This window comes from Lutibacter sp., assembly GCF_046055765.1.
Classification (GTDB): domain Bacteria; phylum Bacteroidota; class Bacteroidia; order Flavobacteriales; family Flavobacteriaceae; genus Lutibacter.
Genome location: NZ_JASFZF010000035.1, coordinates 1 through 24201, shown reverse-complemented (window position 1 = coordinate 24201; position 24201 = coordinate 1). Strand labels below are relative to the sequence as shown.

Annotated in this window: 21 protein-coding genes and 1 pseudogene; 11 read left to right on the top strand and 11 right to left on the bottom strand. The window is 29.9% G+C overall.

What is annotated here, in order from left to right; all coding sequences use genetic code 11:
• Positions 1 to 2 precede the first annotated feature (2 nt).
• Together ilvD and QM495_RS04120 are read right to left on the bottom strand one after the other, a co-directional pair.
• Positions 3 to 1685: a dihydroxy-acid dehydratase gene (ilvD, locus tag QM495_RS04125; protein ID WP_408670843.1), complete on the bottom strand. Its 1683-nt coding sequence runs from the start codon at positions 1683 to 1685 to the stop codon at positions 3 to 5.
• A gap of 381 nt (positions 1686 to 2066) precedes the next feature.
• Positions 2067 to 3611: a hypothetical protein gene (locus QM495_RS04120; RefSeq protein WP_408670842.1), complete on the bottom strand. Its 1545-nt coding sequence runs from the start codon at positions 3609 to 3611 to the stop codon at positions 2067 to 2069.
• A 147-nt stretch (positions 3612 to 3758) separates the two neighbouring features.
• On the opposite strand from QM495_RS04120, the gene QM495_RS04115 reads away from it, so the two are divergent.
• The 7 genes from QM495_RS04115 to galE all read left to right on the top strand — a co-directional run bounded on the left by QM495_RS04115 (position 3759) and on the right by galE (position 10895).
• Complete coding sequence (locus tag QM495_RS04115) at positions 3759 to 4934, top strand: 2-isopropylmalate synthase (RefSeq protein WP_408670841.1); 1176 nt, start codon at positions 3759 to 3761, stop codon at positions 4932 to 4934.
• Positions 4935 to 5021: 87 nt separating this feature from the next.
• Complete coding sequence (gene leuB, locus QM495_RS04110; protein ID WP_408670840.1) at positions 5022 to 6137, top strand: 3-isopropylmalate dehydrogenase; 1116 nt, start codon at positions 5022 to 5024, stop codon at positions 6135 to 6137.
• A 43-nt stretch (positions 6138 to 6180) separates the two neighbouring features.
• Positions 6181 to 6945, top strand: a complete 765-nt coding sequence (locus QM495_RS04105) for a nitroreductase family protein (protein ID WP_408670839.1) — start codon at positions 6181 to 6183, stop codon at positions 6943 to 6945.
• Positions 6946 to 6992: 47 nt separating this feature from the next.
• The gene (locus QM495_RS04100; RefSeq protein WP_408670838.1) at positions 6993 to 7787 is read left to right on the top strand and encodes a serine O-acetyltransferase; all 795 of its coding nucleotides are present in this window, start codon (positions 6993 to 6995) and stop codon (positions 7785 to 7787) included.
• Positions 7784 to 8671: a cysteine synthase CysM gene (gene cysM, locus QM495_RS04095; RefSeq protein ID WP_408670837.1), complete on the top strand. Its 888-nt coding sequence runs from the start codon at positions 7784 to 7786 to the stop codon at positions 8669 to 8671. Before QM495_RS04100 ends, cysM begins: the two co-directional genes overlap by 4 nt.
• 87 nt (positions 8672 to 8758) lie before the next feature.
• Positions 8759 to 9892: a DegT/DnrJ/EryC1/StrS family aminotransferase gene (locus QM495_RS04090; RefSeq protein WP_408670836.1), complete on the top strand. Its 1134-nt coding sequence runs from the start codon at positions 8759 to 8761 to the stop codon at positions 9890 to 9892.
• Positions 9885 to 10895, top strand: a complete 1011-nt coding sequence (gene galE, locus QM495_RS04085; RefSeq protein ID WP_408670835.1) for a UDP-glucose 4-epimerase GalE — start codon at positions 9885 to 9887, stop codon at positions 10893 to 10895. Before QM495_RS04090 ends, galE begins: the two co-directional genes overlap by 8 nt.
• Before the next feature lie 52 nt (positions 10896 to 10947).
• Here the strand turns inward: galE and fabD are convergent, their stop codons facing one another.
• Both fabD and QM495_RS04075 read right to left on the bottom strand, forming a co-directional pair.
• Entirely contained in the window at positions 10948 to 11829 is an 882-nt protein-coding gene (gene fabD / locus QM495_RS04080) for an ACP S-malonyltransferase (protein ID WP_408670834.1), read from the bottom strand.
• Positions 11830 to 11933: 104 nt separating this feature from the next.
• Positions 11934 to 12731 (bottom strand): DUF2797 domain-containing protein, encoded by a 798-nt coding sequence (locus QM495_RS04075; protein WP_408670833.1) that lies wholly within the window; start codon positions 12729 to 12731, stop codon positions 11934 to 11936.
• Positions 12732 to 12778: 47 nt separating this feature from the next.
• Here QM495_RS04075 and QM495_RS04070 point away from each other — a divergent pair, with 47 nt between their 5' ends.
• The gene (locus QM495_RS04070) at positions 12779 to 14302 is read left to right on the top strand and encodes a GH3 auxin-responsive promoter family protein (protein ID WP_408670832.1); all 1524 of its coding nucleotides are present in this window, start codon (positions 12779 to 12781) and stop codon (positions 14300 to 14302) included.
• Here the strand turns inward: QM495_RS04070 and QM495_RS04065 are convergent.
• The 4 genes from QM495_RS04065 to QM495_RS04050 form a co-directional block, all read right to left on the bottom strand.
• Positions 14299 to 15276 carry a polyprenyl synthetase family protein gene (locus tag QM495_RS04065; protein WP_408670831.1) on the bottom strand — a complete coding sequence of 326 codons (978 nt, stop codon included), beginning with the start codon at positions 15274 to 15276 and terminating at the stop codon, positions 14299 to 14301. The genes QM495_RS04070 and QM495_RS04065 overlap by 4 nt on opposite strands.
• Before the next feature lie 27 nt (positions 15277 to 15303).
• The gene (gene rlmN / locus QM495_RS04060; protein ID WP_408670830.1) at positions 15304 to 16341 is read right to left on the bottom strand and encodes a 23S rRNA (adenine(2503)-C(2))-methyltransferase RlmN; all 1038 of its coding nucleotides are present in this window, start codon (positions 16339 to 16341) and stop codon (positions 15304 to 15306) included.
• Positions 16342 to 16521: 180 nt separating this feature from the next.
• Entirely contained in the window at positions 16522 to 17571 is a 1050-nt protein-coding gene (gene queA, locus QM495_RS04055) for a tRNA preQ1(34) S-adenosylmethionine ribosyltransferase-isomerase QueA (RefSeq protein WP_408670829.1), read from the bottom strand.
• Positions 17572 to 17671: 100 nt separating this feature from the next.
• The gene (locus QM495_RS04050; protein ID WP_408670828.1) at positions 17672 to 18886 is read right to left on the bottom strand and encodes a 3-phosphoshikimate 1-carboxyvinyltransferase; all 1215 of its coding nucleotides are present in this window, start codon (positions 18884 to 18886) and stop codon (positions 17672 to 17674) included.
• Positions 18887 to 18971: 85 nt separating this feature from the next.
• Here QM495_RS04050 and QM495_RS04045 point away from each other — a divergent pair, with 85 nt between their 5' ends.
• Positions 18972 to 22079: a WD40/YVTN/BNR-like repeat-containing protein gene (locus tag QM495_RS04045; protein WP_408670827.1), complete on the top strand. Its 3108-nt coding sequence runs from the start codon at positions 18972 to 18974 to the stop codon at positions 22077 to 22079.
• Positions 22080 to 22203: 124 nt separating this feature from the next.
• Here the strand turns inward: QM495_RS04045 and QM495_RS04040 are convergent, their stop codons facing one another.
• Positions 22204 to 22443 carry a hypothetical protein gene (locus QM495_RS04040; protein WP_408670826.1) on the bottom strand — a complete coding sequence of 80 codons (240 nt, stop codon included), beginning with the start codon at positions 22441 to 22443 and terminating at the stop codon, positions 22204 to 22206.
• The gene (locus tag QM495_RS04035) at positions 22444 to 22770 is read right to left on the bottom strand and encodes a nucleotide pyrophosphohydrolase (RefSeq protein ID WP_408670825.1); all 327 of its coding nucleotides are present in this window, start codon (positions 22768 to 22770) and stop codon (positions 22444 to 22446) included. It abuts the gene before it with no gap.
• Between the two features lie 137 nt (positions 22771 to 22907).
• Here QM495_RS04035 and QM495_RS04030 point away from each other — a divergent pair, with 137 nt between their 5' ends.
• Together QM495_RS04030 and QM495_RS04025 are read left to right on the top strand one after the other, a co-directional pair.
• Positions 22908 to 23387, top strand: a complete 480-nt coding sequence (locus QM495_RS04030) for an RNA polymerase sigma factor (RefSeq protein ID WP_408670824.1) — start codon at positions 22908 to 22910, stop codon at positions 23385 to 23387.
• A gap of 1 nt (position 23388) precedes the next feature.
• Complete coding sequence (locus QM495_RS04025) at positions 23389 to 24030, top strand: hypothetical protein (protein ID WP_408670823.1); 642 nt, start codon at positions 23389 to 23391, stop codon at positions 24028 to 24030.
• Positions 24031 to 24048: 18 nt separating this feature from the next.
• Here QM495_RS04025 and QM495_RS04020 read toward each other — a convergent pair.
• Positions 24049 to 24201 (bottom strand): annotated as a pseudogene (locus tag QM495_RS04020) (leucyl/phenylalanyl-tRNA--protein transferase); the annotation flags it as partial.

Genomic DNA, 24201 nt, shown 5'->3' with positions numbered 1-24201 from the left:
ATTTAAAATTTATCCGTTACACAACCTTCTGAAGCTGAAGAAACGGTTTTAGCATATTTATATAATATTCCTTTTGTATGTTTTAATGCTGGAGCAGTCCATTTTGATTTTCTTTCAGTCAATTCTGCATCCGAAATTTTTACATCTATTGTTTTAGCTGAGGCGTCAATTACAATAGTATCTCCATCTTCAATTAGTGCAATTGTACCACCAGACTGAGCTTCTGGCGTTATGTGACCAACTACAAAACCGTGAGTTCCACCAGAAAAACGACCATCGGTAATTAATGCAACAGATTTTCCTAAACCTGCACCCATAATCATAGAAGTTGGTTTCAACATTTCTGGCATTCCAGGTCCTCCTTTTGGTCCAACATATCTAATTACAACAATATTTCCTCTTGATACTTTCCCCACTCCAATTCCTTCATTTGCAGCATCTTCACCATCAAAAACAACTGCTTTTCCTTCAAATACATTTCCTTCTTTACCACTAATTTTAGCAACTGCTCCTTCTGAAGCAAGGTTTCCAAATAGAATTTGTAAATTTCCTGATGATTTTAATGCTTTTTCAGTTGAATGTATTACTTGCTGATCATCTTCAAAACTAAGCGGTGTTACATGTGCTAAATTTTCAGCCAATGTTTTACCTGTAACCGTCATACAGTCTCCATGTAAATATCCTTTTTCTAACAAATATTTCATAACTGCTGGAGTTCCACCAACACCATGAACGTCTTCCATTAAATACTCGCCACTTGGTTTTAAATCGGCAATTAAAGGAGTTCTGTCACTCACCCGTTGAAAATCTTCTAATGTGAAATCAATTTCTGCTGCGTGTGCAATTGCCAAATAATGTAGCACTGCATTAGTTGAACCTCCTAAAGCATTTACCAAAGCCACTGCATTTTCTAGTGATTTTTTTGTAATGATGTCTAAAGGTTTTAAATCTTTCTCTAATAAATTTTTAATAGCTCCAGCTATTCGTGAGCTTTCATTTTCTTTATGAGGATTTTCAGCTGGAATAGATGAATTATATGGCAAAGCAAATCCCATTGCCTCAATAGATGAAGCCATTGTATTTGCAGTATACATACCACCGCAAGCACCAGCTCCTGGAATAGCATTTTTTATAATTTCTTTGTAATCTTCTTCTGAAATATTTCCAGCAAGTTTTTGTCCTAATGCTTCAAAAGCGGAAACAATATTTAATTTTTGACCTTTATAACGTCCAGAAGCAATTGTACCACCATACACCATTAATGAAGGTCGGTTTAAACGCAACATGGCAATTATAGCTCCAGGCATATTTTTATCACAGCCAACAACAGTAACTAAACCATCATAACTTTGAGCATTCATAACAACTTCAATAGAATCGGCAATAATATCTCTAGAAGGTAAGGAATAATTCATCCCAGAAGTTCCCATTGAAATACCATCACTTACACCAATTGTATTAAAAATTAAACCAACTTGATTTTGTTTATTAACTTCTTCTTTAATTTGAGAAGCTAAATTATTTAGGTGCATATTACAAGGATTGCCATCAAAACCGGTACTTGCAATACCTATTTGAGGGTTTTTCATATCCGCTTCAGAAAGACCAATACCATATAACATTGCTTGCGCAGCTGGTTGCGTTGGATCTTGTGTAACTCTTTTACTATATTTGTTTAGTTGCATTTATTTCAACTTTTTATTATTTATATTTTTTATTAAATAATTTACCTTTTCTATTGTTTTTTAACAATTGGTAAATTTAATTTAGTTATTTATTTCACTCTTTATTTATTCATTTATATTACAATATCCACCTCTACATTATTAACCATATCTATTTGTATTTCTGGTAGTTACATATTTTATTTTTACAATGATTATAGCATAAAAAAACCTTCCTAAAAAATTAGGAAGGTTTTATAATTTATATAAACTATACGATATTCCTAATCTACTTGTGAAATAATCACAAAGACATTGATAAGAATACTATTTATAATCAGTTTTTTCATACTTAAGCCGCAAATATGCTATTATTAATTTAATAAACAACTGTTAACGTTGTTATTTTATTAATTTTTTAGCCTTTTGTTTAATAATAATCTCAACTGGAACATTTTGAATTTTACTTTCTAACCAAGATAAAATATCTAAATATAAAAATGAGCGTTTTTCATAAGGATGATTTTCAAATTTGATTAATTCTTTATGTAATCTTATAAAAGCTTTATGAAGATCTTGAGGATAGATTGAACTCAGGTTTTTTAAAAATGAAATCATTTTACGTTGAACTTCATGTAAATCATTCATTTTTAATAAAAACTTATACGTTGAAATTATTAATTTATCTATATCATAATCTAAACCTTCATCGTAATGTGCTACTAAGTTTAAAACACGGGTAAAACACAATAAATCTTCACGCATTTTTAAATCTTTATTGCTAATAATTTTCTCCAAATAAAAAATACATTCTTTATTTTTACCAGCTCCAAAATACATACACGCAATTTTATAATAAAAAACCATAATATGGTGCGCATCTATTTTTGTTTCATAAATTTTAATTTCATCCAACAATTTTAAAACATAGCGAATCCCTTTATTAAATCTTCCTTCTAAAAAATACAGATTTAATTTATTTTGAGAATAATACAAAAACGTTAAGGTATTTGTATTTTCATTTAAAGAAATATTTCTATTTTGAATATCAAAATCCAATTTTTCAAGTACTTTATTAAACTTCGTTTTGTGCTTTATTAAATACAACGATTCTAACAAGTAATTAACACCCTTCAGATAAAAAACCGAATTTTGTTTTTTCATTTCTGGATTTTCTTCAAACAAATCAACCCATTTTTGAGAATATTTATAACTTAAAACAAAATCTTGCATTATTAAACTATGCCATAAATAAGCCTTGTATAAAAATAACTTTTCTATAAATCCTAAATCAGATAATTTATACTTTGGTAATCGTTTTATAAAAAATAATTTTACTTTTTTCGAATCAACATCATCTTTAACATATCCCTCTTTTAATAGTAAACTATACAGCTGTAGTGATAAGTTTGACAACTTACTTGTTCTTGCATTTATTAAACTTAACTCTTTTGATTGTGAAGAAAGTTCATCTGCTCTATTACTTAAACTTCTTGTAATATATTGAGATTCAATAACCTTTTCAAATTCTACAATTTCATAGGCTAAATTATTTTCACCATTATTTAATGCCAAATCTTTCGCTTTTTCTAAAATTTTTAAGCTTTGCTTATACAAACCTTTACTGTATAAAATTGCAGCGAAATCAAATTGTTCTCTAATATGAGAACGTGTATTTTGATGCACAGGATTTAGTCTTAAACTCACTAAAATTTGCTTGTATAAATGTGCTTTAGTATTAGATATTTGTTGCTTTTTTATATTCGTTTTTTTTAAAATTAAATCATCATTAAAAGTAATCACTTTATCTAATAAGTTAAATAATGAAATAAAATTAGCCTCGGAATTTCCTCCTAATCTTCCAACATACAATTTAAATTGTCGTTTTTCTGATTTGGAAAGAGATTTTACTAAGGTAAAAAGAACATCTTTTTGCTCTATAGCCATTGTAACAAATTTATTTTATAATACTGATTATAAATGTTTTACGAAGTAATTTACTGTTTGAATATAGTAAACAATTCAATTGTTGAAATCTTCAAAAAACGTATAATACTATTTTTGATGTTCAAATTTGATAAAAAAAATCCAAAAATGAGTAATAATAAAGTCCAAATTTTTGACACAACCTTAAGAGATGGAGAACAAGTCCCTGGTTGTAAATTAAATACTGAGCAAAAATTAATAATTGCTGAACGCTTAGATATTTTAGGTGTTGATGTTATTGAAGCTGGTTTTCCTGTTTCAAGTCCGGGTGATTTTACTTCAGTAGAAAAAATTTCAAAATTAGTTAAAACAGCTACTGTTTGTGGATTAACAAGAGCTAATAAAAAAGATATTGAAGTTGCTGCTGCTGCACTAAAATATGCAAAACGACCAAGAATACATACAGGAATAGGAACTTCTGACTCTCATATAATTCATAAATTTAATTCCACCCCAGAAAAAATTATTGAACGTGCTATACAAGCTGTTACTTATGCAAAATCTTTTGTAGAAGATGTCGAATTTTATGCTGAAGATGCTGGTAGAACTGATAATGAATATTTAGCAAGAGTTTTAGAACAAGTAATTAAAGCCGGTGCAACTGTATTGAATATTCCTGATACTACAGGATATTGTTTACCTGACGAGTACGGGGCAAAAATAAAATACTTAAAAGAAAACGTAAAAGGAATTGACAATGTAATTCTATCTTGCCATTGCCATAACGATTTAGGCTTAGCAACTGCAAATGCAATTGCAGGTATCCAAAACGGGGCTCGTCAAATTGAATGTACTATAAATGGAATTGGTGAACGTGCTGGAAATACTTCATTAGAAGAAGTAGTTATGATTTTAAGACAACATCCAAATTTAAATTTAGATACCAGTATAAATTCAAAATTATTGTACAGTACAAGTCAACTTGTTCAAGAAAGCATGGGTATGAAAGTTCAGCCAAACAAAGCAATTGTTGGTGAAAATGCTTTTGCACACAGCTCTGGAATTCACCAAGACGGAGTTATTAAAAACCGTGAAACCTATGAAATTATTAACCCATCTGATGTTGGTGTTAATGAGTCTTCAATTGTATTAACAGCAAGAAGTGGTAGAGCAGCGTTAGCATATAGAGCCAAAAATGTAGGCTACGACTTAACTAAAATTGAATTGGATGATTTGTACCCACAATTTTTAAAATACGCAGATTTTCATAAAGAAGTTAAAGATGAAGATATTCATCATTTAATGGAGTTAAATCATGTGCATAAAACTGCTGTTCATCATTAAAAATTAAAGAATTATATGATAACTTTGCATTAACAACATAGTTACGTTAAAGCAATTGGGATATTTAAACAACTATAATTCAAATACATGAAATTAAAAATCGCTTTACTTCCAGGTGATGGGATTGGGCCTGAAGTAATCCAACAAGCAGTTAAAATTTTAGGTGCTATTTCTAAAAAATATAACCATACTTTTGAGTATATAAACGCTTTAGTTGGCGCTATTGCAATTGATGAAACTGGAAATCCATTACCCGATGAAACACTAAAAATTTGTGCTAGTGTAGATGCTATTTTGTTTGGTGCAATAGGAGATACAAAATATGATAACAATCCAAGTGCTAAAATTCGTCCAGAACAAGGTTTACTAAAACTTAGAAAAAATTTAGGTCTTTTTGCTAATATTAGACCTTTAATTACTTATGATTCATTAATTCATAAATCAAATTTAAAAGAAGATATAATTAATGGAACTAATTTTGTTATTTACAGAGAACTTACCGGAGGTATTTATTTTGGAGAAAAAAAATTAAGTGATGATGGTAATTCGGCGTCTGACAATTGTAGTTATACTGCTGAAGAAATTGACAGAATTGCACATTTAGCTTTTAAAGCTGCATTTGTAAGAAGAAAAAAATTAACCTTAGTTGATAAAGCTAACGTACTAGAAACATCTAGACTTTGGAGAAAAAGAGTGTTAGAAATCTCCAAACAATATCCAACAATAACATTAGAATTTTTATTTGTAGATAATGCTGCAATGCAACTTATTCTAAATCCAAAACAGTTTGATGTTATTTTAACTGAAAATATGTTTGGAGATATCTTATCAGACGAAGCAAGTGTAATTTCAGGCTCAATTGGATTATTAGCTTCAGCTTCCATAGGAAAAAACACAGCATTATTTGAACCAATTCATGGTTCATATCCTCAAGCAAAAGGAAAAAATATAGCTAATCCTTTAGCCGCTGTATTATCGGCAGCAATGTTATTAGAACATTTCAATTTGTATGATGAAGCAGAAGATATTAAAAGTGCCGTTGAAAAATCAATAGAACTTAACATTTCAACACCCGATTTAAATACTACAAATCATTTTTCAACAACAAGTGTTGGAAATTTTTTAAGAGATTTTATTTTAGATGAAGAAAATACATTTTACAATAAAAATAATATAGATTTAGGACAATCTACAATTATATAAATTCAATTAAAATATTTAATTAAGCCCAATAAACTAGTAATTTATGGAGCTTAATTTTTGTAGATTTATTGCCATGGAAAATAAAACAACATTATTAGAAGCTTTAAATTTTCGCCGATCAGTTAGAGTTTATGATGAAAATAAAGAAATAGATTCAAAAATTGTAAAAAAATGTATTCAACAAGCAACATTAGCTCCAAATAGTAGCAATATGCAATTGTGGGAATTTCATCATATTACTTCAAAAGAAGTTTTAGAAAAATTAGCTAAAGCCTGTTTAGGCCAAAGCACTGCTACAACAGCCAAAGAAATGGTAGTAATTGTTGTTAGAAAAGACCTGTGGAAACAGAGAGCAAAGGAAAATTACACCTATTTAAATCAGTTATTTGGTAAGAAAAAAAAATCTGAATACACTGGAAGAGAAAAATTTGCACTTAATTATTATAAAAAAATTATGCCTTTTGCATACGGTGAATTCTTTGGAATTTATGGTTGGATAAAATATACAATTTCATGGCTAACTGGCATTTTCAAACCTACTTACCGCCAACTTAGAAAATCAGATATGAGAGTTGTTGCACATAAAAGTGCGGGTTTAGCTGCACAAACTTTTATGTTAAGTATGGCTGCCGAAAATTATGATACGTGCCCAATGGAAGGGTTTGATTCAATTCGTGTAAAAAACGTACTAAATTTACCTTCAAAAAGTGAAATTAATATGGTTATTTCTTGTGGTATTCGTAAACCTGAAGGCATTTATGGTAATCGTTTTAGAATTTCTTTTGAAAAAGTATACAAACAATGGTAATTTATTAAAAATTAGTACGACAAAGAATTAGAAAAATTAAAAAATTTATGACTGCAAAAGAAAGCATTATTCATAAAATTATGTCGAGTAAAAATCGACCACATTTAGATTTCAGCTTAAAACATAAAACAGAGAAATTTACCGATAATTTGTTTCACACCTTATTTGATGCAAATGCCTGCGTTGCGAAAAATATTGAACAATTAGAGATAGATTTTGATGAAATTTATAAGTTAGCCCATAAAGTTGACCAAGAATCTTGCGGGACTATTTGGAAAACTTTCTTATCAGCATTACCAGAAATATTAGAAAACTTAAATTTAGACGCACAAGAATTGGTGAATAATGATCCCGCATCTAACAATATTGAAGAAGTTTATTTAGCATATCCGGGGTTTTATGCTATTGCTATTTATCGTTTTAGTCACGAGTTACTGTTACTAAAAACTCCATTAATTCCAAGATTAATGAGTGAATATGCACATAGCAAAACAGGTACGGATATTCATCCGGGTGCAACTATAGGAAAATCATTTTTTATAGATCACGCAACAGGTACTGTTATTGGAGAAACTTGTATTATAAAAAATCACGTTAAAATTTATCAGGGGGTAACACTAGGTGCTTTGCAAGTTTCTAAAGAGATGAAAGATATAAAACGACATCCAACAGTTGAAAATAACGTAACTATTTATGCAAATGCAACAATATTAGGTGGTGAAACTGTAATTAACGAAAATAGTACTATTGGCGGTAACGTTTGGATTACAGAATCTGTACCAAAAAATTCATTAGTATATCACTCTCCTGAAACTAAGTTAAAACCTAAATTTAAGAAATGAAAAATCAAACTTTATTCGATTTTATAGGAAATACGCCATTAATTAAAACAAAAAATTTAGTAACCAAAGAAGGCGTTTCACTATATCTTAAGTTAGAAGGCAATAACCCTGCTGGAAGTGTAAAAGACAGAGCAGCTTTTAATATGATTTCTTCAGCAATTGAAAGAAATGAAATTAAAAAAGGTGATTATTTAATTGAAGCAACAAGTGGAAATACTGGAATTGCTTTAGCCATGATTGCGCAACAATTTGGAATTAAAATTGAATTAGTGATGCCCGAAAACTCAACAAAGGAACGTATTCAAACAATGCAAGCCTATGGTGCAAAAGTAACACTTACACCTGCTAGTGTTGGAATTGAAGGAGCTAGAGTATATGCTGAAAAACAAGTGTTAGAAAAAGGCTATTTTATGTTAAATCAGTTTGCAAATGAAGATAATTGGAAAGCACATTATAAAACCACCGGACCAGAAATTTGGAAAGATACTAACGGTAAAATCACCCATTTTGTTTCCGCCATGGGAACCACAGGAACTATTATGGGAACTTCTACATTTTTAAAAGAAAAAAATAATAACATTCAAATTGTTGGCGTTCAACCTAGTGAAAATTCAAAAATCCCTGGTATAAGAAAATGGTCTAAAGAATACATGCCAAAAATATTTAATGCTAAAAAAGTAGATACTATTATTGAAGTAAGTGAAGTCGAAGCTCGTGCAATGACAATACAACTCGCCAAAAAAGAAGGTATTTTTGCAGGAATGAGTAGTGGAGGAGCAGTTTCAGCTTCTCTAAAATTAATAAACAACTTATCAAGTGGAATTGTTGTAGCCGTTATTCCTGATAGAGGTGACCGCTATTTATCATCAAATTTATTTGAATAAATCGTTGTAGTATTTTAACTTATTTAACATTGGTTAACAATTGCTTTTATTGTATTTTTGTTTGCAATAATTTTATAATTACTTACCATGAATAAAATACAAATGGTTGACCTACAAGGTCAATATCAAAAAATTAAAAACCAAATAGATTCAAAATTACAAGATGTTTTAAACTCTTCAGCCTATATCAATGGACCAGAAGTACACGCATTTCAAAAAGATTTAGAAGTTTATTTAGGTGTAAAACATGTAATTCCTTGCGCTAATGGAACTGATGCCCTACAAATTGCAATGATGGGATTAGGTTTAAAACCAGGAGATGAAGTTATTACTGCTGATTTTACCTTTGCTGCAACTGTTGAAGTTATAGCTTTATTACATTTAACACCTGTTTTAGTTGATGTTGAAAAAGATACTTTTAATATTAATATTGAATCTCTTAAAAAAGCTATCACTCCTAAAACCAAGGCAATTGTACCAGTTCATTTATTTGGACAATGTGCCAATATGGAAGCTGTTTTAGAAGTAGCCAAAGAATTTAACTTATTTGTAATTGAAGATACAGCTCAAGCAATTGGAGCCGATTACACTTTTAAAGATGGTTCTAAAAAGAAAGCTGGTACTATTGGTAATGTTGGAACAACCTCTTTTTTTCCATCAAAAAACTTAGGCTGTTATGGTGATGGCGGTGCTATATTTACCAATGATGATGAGTTAGCACATACACTTAGAGGAATGGTAAATCATGGAATGTACAAACGTTATTATCATGATGTTGTTGGGGTAAATTCTAGATTGGACAGTATGCAAGCAGCGATATTACGTGTAAAATTACCCATTTTAAATAGCTATTGTGATGCAAGAAGAAAAGCTGCTGATTATTATACGAAAGCTTTTTCAGTTCATAAAAATATTACAACTCCAATTGTAAGTGATTTTACAACACATGTATTTCATCAATACACAATTAAGGTTAAAAATGTAGATAGAAATGCATTACATCAACATTTATTAGATAATGGAATTCCAAATGCTATTTATTACCCTGTACCATTACACAGCCAAAAAGCTTATGTTGATACTCGCTATAAAGAAGAGGATTTTAAAGTGACAAACGAATTAATAAATACCGTTTTATCTTTACCAATGCATACTGAACTTGATAATAAGCAATTAGAATTTATCACTTCAACACTATTAAATTTCATGAATAATGGCTAAAATTTTAGTAACTGGTGGTTTAGGATATATTGGTTCACACACTGTGGTTGAACTTCAAAATAAAGACTTTGAAGTTTTAATTATAGATAATTTATCCAATTCAACAATAGATGTTCTTGATAAAATTACTTCAATAACAAACAAAAAACCTAGTTACTTTAATATTGATTTAAAAGATAAAATTGAGGTTCAACATTTTTTTAAAGAGAATAAAGTTGATGGTGTTATCCATTTTGCAGCATCTAAAGCAGTTGGCGAAAGTGTAAGTAAACCCTTAGAATATTATGAAAATAATATTGGCTCACTCGTTTATTTATTGAAAGAAATGAAAGAAAATAAGGTGTCTAATTTTATTTTTAGTTCATCTTGCACAGTCTATGGACAAGCAGATGAATTGCCAATTACTGAAAATGCATCCGTAAAACCAGCGGAATCTCCTTATGGAAATACTAAAAAAATTGGAGAAGAAATTATAAAAGATACTACAAAAGTATCTAACATAAATGCCATTGCTTTACGTTATTTTAATCCTATTGGAGCTCATGAATCTGCAAAAATTGGAGAATTACCAATTGGTATTCCTCAAAATTTGATTCCTTTTGTAACTCAAACAGCTGCTGGAATTCGAAAAGAATTATCGATTTTCGGAAGTGATTACCCAACTACTGACGGAACTGCCGTAAGAGATTATATTCATGTAGTTGATTTGGCGAAAGCACATATTGTAGCTTTAACACGATTATTGAATACTAAAAATAAAGCTGCTTTTGAAGTTTTTAATATTGGAACAGGTAAAGGAAATTCTGTTTTAGAAGTTATTAATACTTTTGAAAAAGTTACGGGTAAAAAATTAAATTACAAACTTGTTGAACGTAGAGAAGGAGATATTACAGCTGCTTATGCAGATACAACTATTGCTAATAATGAATTAGGATGGAAAGCTGGACTTAGCTTAGATGAGGCCCTTCTTTCAGCCTGGAAATGGCAAGAAACTTTAAAGTAAAAAGTAAGTTTCAGTAGCAGTTTTTAAATAAACTGCTACTGAAACTTATAAATTAAACTGAAGCACTACTTGCAGTAACACTTCTATCAATTTTTCGCATTAAGCCTTGTAAAACTTTACCGGGTCCTACTTCAATAAATTCAGTTCCTCCATCAGCAATCATTGCCTCAATACATTGTGTCCAACGTACAGGAGCCGTTAGTTGAGCTATTAAATTTTCTTTAATTTCTTCAGAATTAGTTACAGCTTTTGCCACTACATTTTGATATACCGGACAATTTGGCTCACTAAACGTTGTATTTTTAATGGCTTCAGCTAATTCTTCTCTTGCTGGTTCCATTAATGGTGAATGAAAAGCACCACCAACAGGTAATTTTAAAGCTCGTCTTGCACCTTTTTTAGTTAATACTTCACACGCTTTATCAATAGCAGAAATTTCACCAGAGATAACTAATTGTCCAGGACAATTATAATTAGCTGCAACAACAACACCATCTATACTTGCGCAAACCTCTTCAACAATTGTATCTTCTAAGCCTAAAACTGCAGCCATAGTAGATTCCTGAGCTTCACAAGCTTTTTGCATGGCTAACGCTCTTTTAGAAACCAATTTTAAACCATCTTCAAAAGTTAAAACTCCGTTGGCAACTAAGGCCGATAATTCACCTAAAGAATGACCTGCAACCATTTCAGGCTTAAAATCATCGCCTAACGTTTTTACTAATATTACAGAATGTAAAAATATAGCTGGTTGTGTTACTTTGGTTTGTTTTAATTCTTCAACAGTTCCTTCAAACATTATATCTGTAATTGGAAATCCTAAAATTTCATTTGCTTTTTTAAAAAGCTCTTGAGCTAATGGTGAGTTTTCGTATAAATCTAAACCCATTCCTGTAAATTGAGCTCCCTGACCTGGAAAAATATATGCTTTCATCTTATTTATTTCGTTATTTATTTCAAAAAACAAAAATAGGAATAATTTGTAATATTCGAGTCAATCTTTTTTTATGAATCATAAATTAAAATATTTGATGGAAATTAACGTACCGTAATAATTACTTTATAACCTTCATTATTTCTAACATTAAAAACAATACCATCTTCAAATAACAAATATTGTCCTTTAATGCCCATTAATTTTCCATTATAAACAGGTGTTTTTTCAAGATTTAGAGATTTTATTTTAGTTGGATATTGAACAACAGGGTATTCAATTTCTGTCACATTTCCATTATTCCCTAAAAAATACGGTTGTGCTTCTTCAGGAATATATGCTTTTAATTTTTCTCGTTCTTCAATTAAATCTGCTTCTAAAACTTCATTTTTTAACATTTTTTGCCAATTGGTTTTATCAGCAACATAATTTTTCAAAGCAACTTCTGTAATACCGGCTAAATAACGATTTGGGACTTCAACAATTTCAATGGCTTTTGTTGCTCCTTGATCAATCCAACGCGTTGGAACTTGCGTTTTACGCGTAACACCAACTTTTACGTTACTTGATAATGCTAAATAAACTATATGTGGTTTTAATTGTACTTCTTTTTCATACTCCAAATCACGATCTTCAATACCTAAATGTGCCCTACTTAATTCAGGATTCATAATCCAATCACCAACTGCTGCACTTTCATAAAAGCAATCATAACAATACCCTTGCCTAAAAATTTTCTTCTCTTTTCCGCAGCATAAACACTGATAACCTTCAAAACTAATTTCAATTTCACGACCTAATAACTGATTTAAATTTAAAACATCATTTTCAACATCTAAATAATACTGAACGACATCATTTAATTCTGTCTTCATTTTTTTTAGTATAGTTTGATATTGCATACAAAAGTTTTTAGTAAATTTAACTCGATAAAGATACTTAATAATATATGCCATTTCCAATTGTAAATTCAATAATTTCTTGGTTTTTAAAAAAAAGAAAACATCAAGTAGCGTTATTTTTAAAGTATCCTATTGATGTGCAAAATGAATTACTCTTTAAATTATTAGAAAAAGCAAAACATACTGAAATTGGAGAGAAATTTGAATTTTCGACTATCAAATCTTATAAAGAATTTACTCAAAAAGTACCCATTCAACAATACGAATCTATTGAGCCGTTAATTGAACGTGCTCGTAAAGGTGAACAAAATATTTTTTGGCCAACACCTATAAAATGGTTTGCAAAATCTAGTGGAACTACCAATGCAAAAAGTAAATTTATTCCTGTGAGTGATGAGGCTTTAGAAGATTGCCATTTTAAAGCTGGAAAAGATATGCTTTGCCTTTATTTTAATAACAATCCTGAAGCACAACTGTTTACAGGAAAGGGATTACGTTTAGGTGGAAGCAGCGCTGTTTATGAAGATAACAATTCCTATTTTGGTGATTTATCGGCTATAATTATTGAAAATATGCCTCTTTGGGCAGATTTTAGCAGCTCACCAAAACAAGAAGTAGCTTTGATGAGTGAATGGGAAACTAAAATGGAAGCCATTTTAAATGAAACTATTCATGAAAATATTACAAGTTTGGTTGGTGTTCCTTCCTGGATGCTTGTTTTATTAAATAAAGTATTAAAAAGAACTGGAAAAAGTAATATTTTGGAAGTTTGGCCAAATCTTGAAGTGTATTTTCATGGTGGCGTAAACTTTAATCCATATAGAGAACAATTCAAAAAATTAATTCCGAAAAAAGAGTTTAAATATTACGAAACCTATAATGCATCTGAAGGTTTTTTTGCCATTCAAGATGAAAATAATTCTTTCGATTTATTATTAATGTTAGACTACGGAATTTTTTATGAATTTATTCCTATGAATAGATTTGATGGTGAAAATTCTAAAACAATTTCACTTTCTGAAGTTAAATTACATACAAATTATGCCTTAGTAATTACAACCAATGGTGGTTTGTGGCGTTATTTAATTGGTGATACTGTGAAATTCACCTCTTTAAATCCGTATAGAATTAGAATTACGGGCCGAACAAAGCATTTTATCAATGTTTTTGGCGAAGAATTAATTATTGAAAATGCCGAAAATGCATTAGAAAAAGCATGTTTAATAACCAAAGCTGAAGTATCTGAATACACCGTTGCTCCTGTTTTTATGAATGGAAAAAATAATGGAGGACATGAATGGCTAATTGAATTTAGAAAAAAACCAGAGTGTATTGATTATTTTACTGAAATATTAGACAACGCCTTAAAAGCTATTAATTCTGATTATGAAGCAAAACGCTATCATAATTTAACGTTGGCAATGCCAAAAATTAATGTTGCAAAAGAAGGGTTATTTTATAATTGGTTAAAGCAAAAAGGCAAATTAGGTGGGCAACATAAAGTACCGAGGTTGTCTAATTCTAGAAAATATTTAGAAGAATTGTTGGAGTTAACAACAAGTATTAATTAAATTTTTCGTTCAATAACATAATTAACCATTGTTAACAACGAATTTTTATATTCTGAAGTTGGATACGTTTCTAAAATTTCCAGTGCTTTAGATTGATACTCTTCCATTTTAGCTGTAGTATATTCAATACCTCCTTTTTCTTTCACAAAAGAAATTACTTCTTTAACTCGCTGTTTGTTTTTATTATAATTTTTAACGGAATTAATCAACCATTTTTTTTCTTTTTCTGAACAATTATTCAACACATAAATTAGTGGAAGTGTCATTTTTTGTTCTTTAATATCAATTCCTGTTGGTTTCCCAATCTTAGCATCGGTATAATCAAACAAATCATCTTTAATTTGAAATGCAATTCCTATTAATTCACCAAACAAACGCATTTTTTCTACTTCTTCAGTTGAGCTTCCTACTGATGCTGCTCCAATTCCACAACAAGCGGCAATTAAAGTTGCTGTTTTTTGTCTAATAATTTCAAAATAAATATCTTCAGTAATATCTAATTTTCTAGCCTTTTCAATTTGAAGTAACTCACCTTCACTCATCTCTCGAACAGCTACAGAAATCAATTTTAAAATATCAAAATCATCATTATCAATAGAGAGTAATAATCCTTTTGATAATAAAAAATCTCCAACTAAAACTGCTATTTTATTTTTCCAAAGTGCATTTATAGAGAAAAAACCTCTTCTTCTATTGCTCTCATCTACTACGTCATCATGTACTAAAGTTGCTGTATGAATTAACTCAATTATAGAAGCTCCTCTATAGGTGCGCTCATCAAATTTCCCATTAGAAACCATTTTAGCTACTAAAAAAACAAACATTGGTCGCATTTGTTTTCCTTTTCTTCTAACAATGTAGTGTGTAATTCTATTTAAAAGTGGAACTTTTGTAGCCATGGCTTCTCTGAACTTACTTTCAAAGAGTTCCATTTCTTGAAGTATGGGTTGTTTTATTTGTTCTACTAGCTTCATAAAGAAATCAAAAGTACGGAAAATTGTTTAACTTTTATTCGCTAATTGTCCACAAGCAGCATCAATATCTTTTCCTCTACTTCGACGAACATTTACAATAATATCGTTCATTTCTAAAATGCTAACATAATCACTTACTGCTTGAGGTTTTGCTTGCTGAAAATCACCATCATCTATTGGATTATATTCAATTAAATTTACTTTACAAGGTACATGTTTACAGAACTTCACCAATGCCATGATGGCTTCTCTATTGTCGTTTATTCCATTCCAAACAACATATTCATAGGTAACTCTACTACTTGTTTTTGCGTACCAATACTCTAATGCTTCTATTAAGTCTTTCAATGGAAAGTTTTCATTAAAAGGCATTATTTTAGTTCTAACTTCATCAATTGCAGAATGTAATGAAACCGCTAAATTAAATTTTACTTCATCATCTGCTAATTTTTTTATCATTTTTGGAACTCCTGAAGTTGAAACTGTAATTCTTTTTGGAGACATTCCTAATCCTTCAGGTGAAGTTATCTTTTCTATAGATTTTAATACATTATTGTAATTCATTAAGGGTTCTCCCATTCCCATAAAAACAACATTCGATAATTTATGATTGTAATATAATAGACTTTCTTTATTGATAGCCGCAACCTGATCGAAAATTTCATCAGGATTTAAATTACGCATCTTTTTTAAGCGCGCTGTAGCACAAAATAAACAGTCTAAGCTACAACCAACCTGACTAGAAACACAAGCTGTTGTTCTAGTACCTGTTGGTATTAAAACCGATTCTACAACTAATCCATCGTGTAATCTAACCGCATTTTTTACAGTTCCATCTTTACTGCGCTGCATATTATCAACTTCAATATGATTTATCACAAAGTTTTCTTGTAACATTTGGCGTGTTTCTTTTGAAACATTAGTCATATCCTCAAAAGTATGCGCGCTTTTACTCCACAACCATTCATAAACTTGATTTCCTCTAAATGCCTTATCACCATTTTCTACAAAAAAATCTCGTAATTGATCTTTGGTTAAAGCTCGTATGTCTTTTTTTGAATTCATTAAGTATATGAAGTTTATAAAATAAAATTGTCTGAAAAGTTTACTTCTCGTCAACCGGAACTTGTTTCAGGTTCTCATCATGATTAATAATTAGTGTGATGAGATTCTGAAACAAGTTCAGAATGATGTACTAAATGTAACTTTTTAGACAATTTTAAACCTATTTAAAATAGTTTATTTTTAAATAATCAACATCGCATCTCCGTACGAGTAAAATTTATATTTTTCCTTTACTGCTTCTTCATAAGCTTCCATTAAAAAATCATAACCAGCAAAAGCAGCTGCCATCATCATTAATGTAGATTTTGGTGTGTGAAAATTTGTAATCATACAATTTGCAATGCTAAATTCGTATGGAGGAAAAATAAATTTATTTGTCCAACCATTAAACTCATTTAAACGTGCATTTGAAGAAACTGAACTTTCTACAGCTCTCATTGCAGTTGTACCAACAGCACATACACGTTTTTTTGAATTAATAGCATTATTTACTTGATTCATTGTTTCTGCTGTTACAATTGCTTTTTCTGAATCCATTTTGTGCTTCGATAAATCTTCAACTTCAACCGCACTAAAAGTACCTAAACCAACATGTAATGTCACTTCAGCAAAATCTATGCCTTTAATTTCTAAACGTTTCATTAAATGTTTCGAAAAATGCATTCCTGCAGTTGGTGCAGCAACAGCACCTTCATGTTTTGCATAAATTGTTTGGTAACGCTCTGCATCACTTTCTTCCACTGCTCTTTGAATGTATTTTGGCAATGGTGTTTCACCTAATTCTTGTAATTTTTTTCTAAATTCTTCATAAGAACCATCGTACAAAAAGCGTAAAGTTCTACCTCTTGAGGTTGTATTATCTATAACTTCAGCAACTAAACTTTCGTCATCTCCAAAAAATAATTTATTTCCAATTCTTATTTTTCTAGCTGGATCAACTAGCACATCCCATAACCTACTTTCAGCATTTAATTCTCTTAATAAGAAAACTTCAATTCTAGCACCTGTTTTTTCCTTTTCACCATACATACGAGCCGGGAAAACTTTTGTGTTATTCAATATCATTAAATCACCTTCATCAAAATAATTAATTAAATCTTTAAACATTTTATGTTCAATGGTTTTTTCTTTTCTATTTAAAACCATTAAACGAGATTCATCTCTATGTTCTGCAGGATATTCTGCTAATAATTCGTCTGGTAATTCAAATTTAAATTTTGATAATTTCATGTGTGCCTTTTTAGTTTTTTTTTACAGAATGAGCGCAAATATACAACATCGGCATAGGCGTTGTCAAGTGTTTCGCAATAAAACTTTGTTTTAGAGATTTTTAAGTCGTTAATTTTTTAAAATCTTTCCAAAAAGCTGGATACGATTTTGAAACTACATTTGCATCTTCAATTTGAATAGGAACCTTCACTGCAAGCGGAGCAAAAGCCATTGCCATTCTGTGGTCATCGTAGGTTGAAATTGTTATATGTTCTTTTATTTTTTTAGTTGAAGTTTTTAAATGAAGTGTTTCATTAGTAATAATAACTTCACCACCTAATTTTTCAATTTCGGTTTTTAGCGCCACTAACCTATCGGTTTCTTTTATTTTTAAGGTATGAAGCCCTTTTAAAAAACATGCTATTCCTAATCCAAGACAAGTAACAGCAATGGTTTGTGCTATATCTGGCGCACTAATTAAATCTAATTCTAAAGGTTTAAAAATAGGCGTATTCGTATTTTTTAAAATAATTGTTTGCTCTTTAAACGTAGTTTTAACACCTAAATCTTTATAAATAGTTGCTAAAACTGAATCTCCTTGTAAACTTGTTTTTTTATACGATGACAACGTAATTTCAGAATTCGGACTTAACGCGACTAAACTATAGTAATACGAAGCCGAACTCCAATCCGATTCTACAACAATATTTTTATCACTAATTGTTGGTTTTTGGAAAATTGAAATCATGTTATTTTCCCAAGAAAATTTAATATTTAATTCAGCTAATAATTGCAACGTCATTTTAATATAAGGTACAGAAGTAACTTCTCCTTTAAATTTTAATTGCAAACCATTTTTTAATGTTGGAGCAATTAATAACAGTGCTGAAATATACTGACTACTAACATTACCATCAATTTCAATAAAATTAGAGGTCATTTTTTTTCTAATAATTTTTAAAGGTGGATATCCTTCTTTTTCTAAATACTCAATATTAGCACCTAAGGAAGTTAATGCAGCTACTAAAATTTTAATAGGTCTATTTTTCATTCTATGTGAACCTGTTAAAATTATTTCGGAATTTAGTTTAACTGAAAAATAAGCGGTTAAAAATCGCATTGCAGTTCCTGCATGTCCAATATTTATTTCATTTGAAGTACTAGCTAAAGCTTTCTGCATTAACTTTGAATCATCTGAATTTGAGACGTTTTCAATACTTAAATTCGGATAAAATTGTTGTAAAACCAATAACCTATTTGATTCACTTTTAGATCCGGTAATTTGAACATTTCCAGATACTGTTTTAAATATTTTATCAATTTTTAGCAAATTCATCCTCTTTTAACTTCGTAAGCTTTAATACATTATTTTTTATTAGATTTACTATTCAATATTTTATCAATCAAATTAACCACACCTTATGAAAAAATACGTCTTATTAGTTGGCTGTATTTTGTTGTTTTCAGCACACAAAGTTAACGCACAAAAAATAGTATCCAAATTTAGTGAAGAATATTACAAATCTATAGAATGGAGAAATATTGGACCTTTTAGAGGCGGAAGAAGTGCAGCAGTTACAGGAGTTCCAAATAAGGCAAATCTCTTTTATTTTGGAGCTGCTGGTGGTGGAGTTTGGAAAACTACTGATGCCGGGAATACTTGGAGCAATATTTCAGATGAGTTTTTTGGTGGTTCAGTTGGTGCTATAGCTGTTAGTGAATCTGACAATAATGTGATGTATGTTGGAAATGGAGAAGTTACAGTTCGTGGGAATGTTTCATCTGGTGATGGAATGTGGAAATCTGTAAACGCTGGTAAATCTTGGGAGCATATTGGTTTAGAAAAGTCTCGTCATATTCCAAGAGTTAGAATTCACCCAAAAAATGCTGATATTGTATTTGTAGCAGTGTTGGGTGATTTATACAAACCAACTTCTGAAAGAGGTATCTACAAATCTATAGATGGTGGTAAAAATTGGAAAAAAGTATTATTTGCAAATAAAAATGCTGGTGCTGTAGATTTAATAATCGACCCAACAAATCCACGTGTTTTATATGCTTCAACTTGGAATGTTAGAAGAACACCTTATAGTTTATCTAGTGGAGGTGAAGGTTCTGCTTTATGGAAAAGTACTGATGAAGGTGAAACTTGGATAAATATTTCTAAAAATGAAGGTTTACCAAAAGGAGTTTGGGGAATTAGTGGTGTAACTGTTTCTCCAATAAATTCAGATATTGTTTGGGCATTGATTGAAAATAAAGATGGTGGAATTTACAAATCTACCAATGCTGGTAAAACTTGGAAATTAATTAATAGTGAACGAAAATTACGCCAACGTGCTTGGTATTACACACGAATTTATGCCGATACGCAAGATGAAAATATTGTATATGTAATGAATGTTCAATACCACCAATCTAAAGATGGTGGAAAAACATTTAAAACTTTTAATGCACCGCACGGAGATCATCATGATTTATGGATTGCACCCGAAGATAATCAACAAATGATTATTGCTGATGATGGTGGTGCGCAAGTAAGTTTTGATGCTGGGGAAAATTGGAGTTCTATTATGAATCAGCCAACTTCACAATTTTATAGAGTAGTTACCGATAATCATTTTCCATACAGAATTTATGGAGCACAACAAGATAATTCAACGGTGAGAATTTTACACCGTACAGATGGAAGATCTATTGGAGAAAGTGATTGGGAAAGTACCGCTGGTGGAGAAAGTGCGCATATTGCTGTTGACCCTTTAAATAATGATATTGTTTACGGTGGAAGTTATGGCGGATTATTAACTCGTATAAACCACAAAACCGGAGAAAGAAGAGTTATTAATGTTTGGCCTGATGACCCCATGGGGCATGGAGCAGAAGATTTTAAATACCGCTTTCAATGGAATTATCCTATCTTCTTTTCTCCACATAATAAGAAGAAGTTATACACAACATCTAACCATGTTCATGTTACCTATAATGAAGGGCAATCTTTTGAAATTATTAGTCCAGATTTAACCAGAAATGATCCTTCAACTTTAAAATCGTCAGGCGGACCAATTACACAAGATAATACTGGTGTAGAATATTATGGAACTATTTTTGCGGCTGTTGAATCTCCTTTTGAAAAAGATTTAATTTGGACAGGATCTGATGATGGTTTAGTATACATCACTAAAAATGGTGGCAAAAACTGGACAAACGTAACTCCTAAAAAAATGCCTGAATGGATGATGATAAACTGTATTGAAGTTGATCCATTTACCGCTGGAGGAGCATACATTGTTGGTACACGTTATAAATTAGGAGATTATACTCCATATATTTACAAAACTGAAGATTATGGGAAATCTTGGAAACTAATTACAAATGGAATAGCTGGTGAACATTTCACAAGAGCACTTCGCTCAGATCCAAATAGAAAAGGGTTATTATATGTTGGAACTGAAGCTGGAATGTATGTTAGTTTTGATGATGGTACAAATTGGAGTTCATTCCAATTAAATTTACCCATTGTACCTATTACTGATTTGGCTGTAAAAAACAACAATTTAATTGCTGCTACTCAAGGTCGTTCATTTTGGATTATTGATGATTTAACACCTCTACATCAATTAAATAAAGAATTAATTTCTAAAGACGCCTTTCTTTATAAACCTATAAATAGCTACAGAATGGGTGGAAGTAAAAGAACTTCAAAAACTGCTGGACAAAACCATTCAGGTGGTGTAAATATTCATTATTTTGTTAAAAATGTGGAAGAAAAAGATACCATTAGTCTTTCAATTTATGAAAATTCAGGAAAGCATATCAAAACTTTTTCAACAAAACCTGATACAGATCAAAAGGAAGAAAAACTAAAAGTTAAAAAAGGTGCAAATCAGTTTAATTGGAATATGCAATATCCTGATGCTGAAAAAATTAAAGGGATGATATTATGGTGGGCTTCATTAAGAGGTCCAAAAGCTTTACCTGGAGATTATAAAGTGAAATTAAGTAAAAATGGAATATCAGTTTCTGAACAAACTTTTACACTTTTAAAAGACCCAAGAAGTTCAGCAACTGGTGAAGTTTTAGAAGCTCAATTTAATTTTATTATTGAAATTCAAGAAAAGTTAACTGAAATTCATAAAACATTGAAGAATATTACAAAAATTAAAGGGCAAGTAAAACAATTAAAATCTTCAATAACTGATAAAGAAAAAAATAAAAAAATTATTGAATTGGCTGATAAAATTGTAAAAGATTTAACAAAATACGAAAACAATTTATATCAAACAAAAAGTAAGAGTAATCAAGATCCATTAAACTTTCCAATTAAGTTAAATAACAAATTAGCACATTTAAATGCGCTAAGTTCAATTGGAGATTTTAAACCAACTGACCAATCTGTAGCATTTAAAAATGAAGTTATTAAGTTAATTGATATTGAATTGGCTAAAATTTATTCAATTTTTGAAAAGGATGTTAAAACCCTTAACCAAAAGGTAAAACAAAGTGATATTAATTTAATAAATTTAAATTAGAAAAAAGAGATGTTGAAATTCGTTATGCTAAACTTGTTTCAGCATCTCACCAAAATTATCACTTATATCATGAGAACCTGAAATAAATTTGGTTGACATTTAATCTGCTTTTAGACAACCTCTTTTATTTTTTTATAAACTTATAGTAACCTGCCATAAACACACCATAAAAAGCAGACATTACCAATTGTATTTTAACAAATAGTAGCCAAGTTTCTTCTGAAAAAAATTCATTTATCATTCCTGAAATACTCCCATTGCTATAAATAGACATTATTATTTTCAATAGTGTAATTACAATTAAAAAAATAAATCCAAATCGGATTACTAATTTTAAAAACGGTTGATTTTTATATTGATTCATTTATTTCAATTTTTGATTGTTATGATGACGATCGTGATCGCGCTTTGTTTTTATATCCATTTTTTTATCAAATGCAACTTGTAAATCTATTCCTGTTTGGTTTGCCAAACATAAAACCACAAAAACAACATCCGCCAATTCTTCACCTAAATCTTTTCCTTTATCGCTTTCTTTTTCACTTTGTTCTCCGTAACGTCTTGCAATAATACGTGCAACTTCACCAACTTCTTCAGTAAGCTGAGCCATATTTGTAAGTTCATTAAAATAACGAACCCCATGTTCTTTTATCCAAGTATCAACTACTAATTGTGAATTTTTAATATCCATAAAAAATTGGTTTAATAATTGTTCAAAGATATCATTTCTTTATATAATTATTTCGACTGAATTTTTATCATTTAAAAATATTTCACTTAGCGTGTAATAATCTTTAACTTAACACACTAATTAAGAAAAAACATTTAATGAGTAGCGATTTTTATACGAATTCAATTATACCCTATTCTGGAATAATTATTAAAATATGTAGGGCATATACTGATTCTCAGGAGGATTTCGAAGATTATTATCAGGAAGTTTGTTTACAAGTTTGGAGAAGTAAGGACCAATTTAGAGGAGAATCTAAATGGTCTACTTGGGTGTATAGATTGTCTTTAAACATTTGTTTAACAATGATTAAAAAGAAGAAAAATAATCGCCAACATACGGTTTCAGATTATAATGTTCCTGAAGCTTCTGAAGATAATCATGCGTTTTCTGATGAATCATTAAATTTATTATACAATGCAATTAAGCAATTATCTGAAATAGACAGAGCAGTAATTTTATTGTATTTAGAAGAAAGACCTTATAAGGAAATTGGTGAAATTATTGGAACATCTCATAACAACATTGCCGTACGAATTACAAGAATTAAAGAACGCTTAAAAAAAATATTAAATTAAAATGGAAAAATCAATAGAAACAATTTGGAAAGATGGCTTTTTAAAAAATGATGCACTTGTAGCTCCAAAATTAAACAATTTATACCATAAAAAATCGAAACATCTTATAGAGAAATTTAACAGGATGTTTAAAAGAAACCTTATTGCCTTGGTTTTAGGAAGTACATTATTCTTGATTTTTACAATTTTCTTTAATATGCTCATTTTAGGTATTGGAACTTTTATTATTTGCAATGCTATTGTTATTGTTAATAAACGCTTAATGAACTCCTTAAAAACCGTAGATAAAAACGTAAGCAGCTTTCAATATTTAAAATCTTTTGATAATTGGATGAAAGACCAACTTGCTGTGAACAGAAAAATGGCAAGAATTTACTATCCGTTCTTTTTTATTATTGCTAGTGTTAGTATTTGGTTTTCTGGAAATTTTCAACTATTTATTTCAGAAATATTAGGTAAGCCTTATCAAATTTATTTAGTAAACGGGTTCCCTATATTATGGCTAATACCAATTGTTTTAATTGCAAGTTTGATGGCTGTTTTTGGAGATAAAATCTACAATTTTGATGTAAATCTAATTTACGGTAGGATTTTTAGAAAGCTAAACGACATGATTACTGATATTGAAGAATTAAGAAAATAAAGCATATTTAAAGTAAGTTTAGTTGCTCGTTAAGAAGTTCAAAAAATTATCTCTTGAAATTTCACTGGCACCTAAACTGGCTAAATGATTATTATATACTTGACAATCAATTAATTTGTAATTTTCTTTTTCTAATTTTTGAGTTAAATAAATAAATGCCAATTTAGAAGC

Excerpts from the sequence above, each read along its gene's own strand:
- leuB (WP_408670840.1), top strand. The coding sequence starts at position 5,022 with ATGAAATTAAAAATCGCTTTACTTCCAGGTGATGGGATTGGGCCTGAA.
- galE (WP_408670835.1), top strand. The coding sequence starts at position 9,885 with ATGGCTAAAATTTTAGTAACTGGTGGTTTAGGATATATTGGTTCACAC.
- QM495_RS04070 (WP_408670832.1), top strand. The coding sequence starts at position 12,779 with ATGCCATTTCCAATTGTAAATTCAATAATTTCTTGGTTTTTAAAAAAA.
- rlmN (WP_408670830.1), bottom strand. The coding sequence starts at position 16,341 with ATGAATTCAAAAAAAGACATACGAGCTTTAACCAAAGATCAATTACGA.
- QM495_RS04050 (WP_408670828.1), bottom strand. The coding sequence starts at position 18,886 with ATGAATTTGCTAAAAATTGATAAAATATTTAAAACAGTATCTGGAAAT.
- QM495_RS04105 (WP_408670839.1), top strand. The coding sequence starts at position 6,181 with ATGGAGCTTAATTTTTGTAGATTTATTGCCATGGAAAATAAAACAACA.
- QM495_RS04040 (WP_408670826.1), bottom strand. The coding sequence starts at position 22,443 with ATGAATCAATATAAAAATCAACCGTTTTTAAAATTAGTAATCCGATTT.
- QM495_RS04100 (WP_408670838.1), top strand. The coding sequence starts at position 6,993 with ATGACTGCAAAAGAAAGCATTATTCATAAAATTATGTCGAGTAAAAAT.
- QM495_RS04045 (WP_408670827.1), top strand. The coding sequence starts at position 18,972 with ATGAAAAAATACGTCTTATTAGTTGGCTGTATTTTGTTGTTTTCAGCA.
- QM495_RS04115 (WP_408670841.1), top strand. The coding sequence starts at position 3,759 with ATGAGTAATAATAAAGTCCAAATTTTTGACACAACCTTAAGAGATGGA.
- fabD (WP_408670834.1), bottom strand. The coding sequence starts at position 11,829 with ATGAAAGCATATATTTTTCCAGGTCAGGGAGCTCAATTTACAGGAATG.
- QM495_RS04025 (WP_408670823.1), top strand. The coding sequence starts at position 23,389 with ATGGAAAAATCAATAGAAACAATTTGGAAAGATGGCTTTTTAAAAAAT.
- QM495_RS04035 (WP_408670825.1), bottom strand. The coding sequence starts at position 22,770 with ATGGATATTAAAAATTCACAATTAGTAGTTGATACTTGGATAAAAGAA.
- QM495_RS04075 (WP_408670833.1), bottom strand. The coding sequence starts at position 12,731 with ATGCAATATCAAACTATACTAAAAAAAATGAAGACAGAATTAAATGAT.
- ilvD (WP_408670843.1), bottom strand. The coding sequence starts at position 1,685 with ATGCAACTAAACAAATATAGTAAAAGAGTTACACAAGATCCAACGCAA.
- cysM (WP_408670837.1), top strand. The coding sequence starts at position 7,784 with ATGAAAAATCAAACTTTATTCGATTTTATAGGAAATACGCCATTAATT.
- QM495_RS04065 (WP_408670831.1), bottom strand. The coding sequence starts at position 15,276 with ATGAAGCTAGTAGAACAAATAAAACAACCCATACTTCAAGAAATGGAA.
- queA (WP_408670829.1), bottom strand. The coding sequence starts at position 17,571 with ATGAAATTATCAAAATTTAAATTTGAATTACCAGACGAATTATTAGCA.
- QM495_RS04030 (WP_408670824.1), top strand. The coding sequence starts at position 22,908 with ATGAGTAGCGATTTTTATACGAATTCAATTATACCCTATTCTGGAATA.
- QM495_RS04120 (WP_408670842.1), bottom strand. The coding sequence starts at position 3,611 with ATGGCTATAGAGCAAAAAGATGTTCTTTTTACCTTAGTAAAATCTCTT.
- QM495_RS04090 (WP_408670836.1), top strand. The coding sequence starts at position 8,759 with ATGAATAAAATACAAATGGTTGACCTACAAGGTCAATATCAAAAAATT.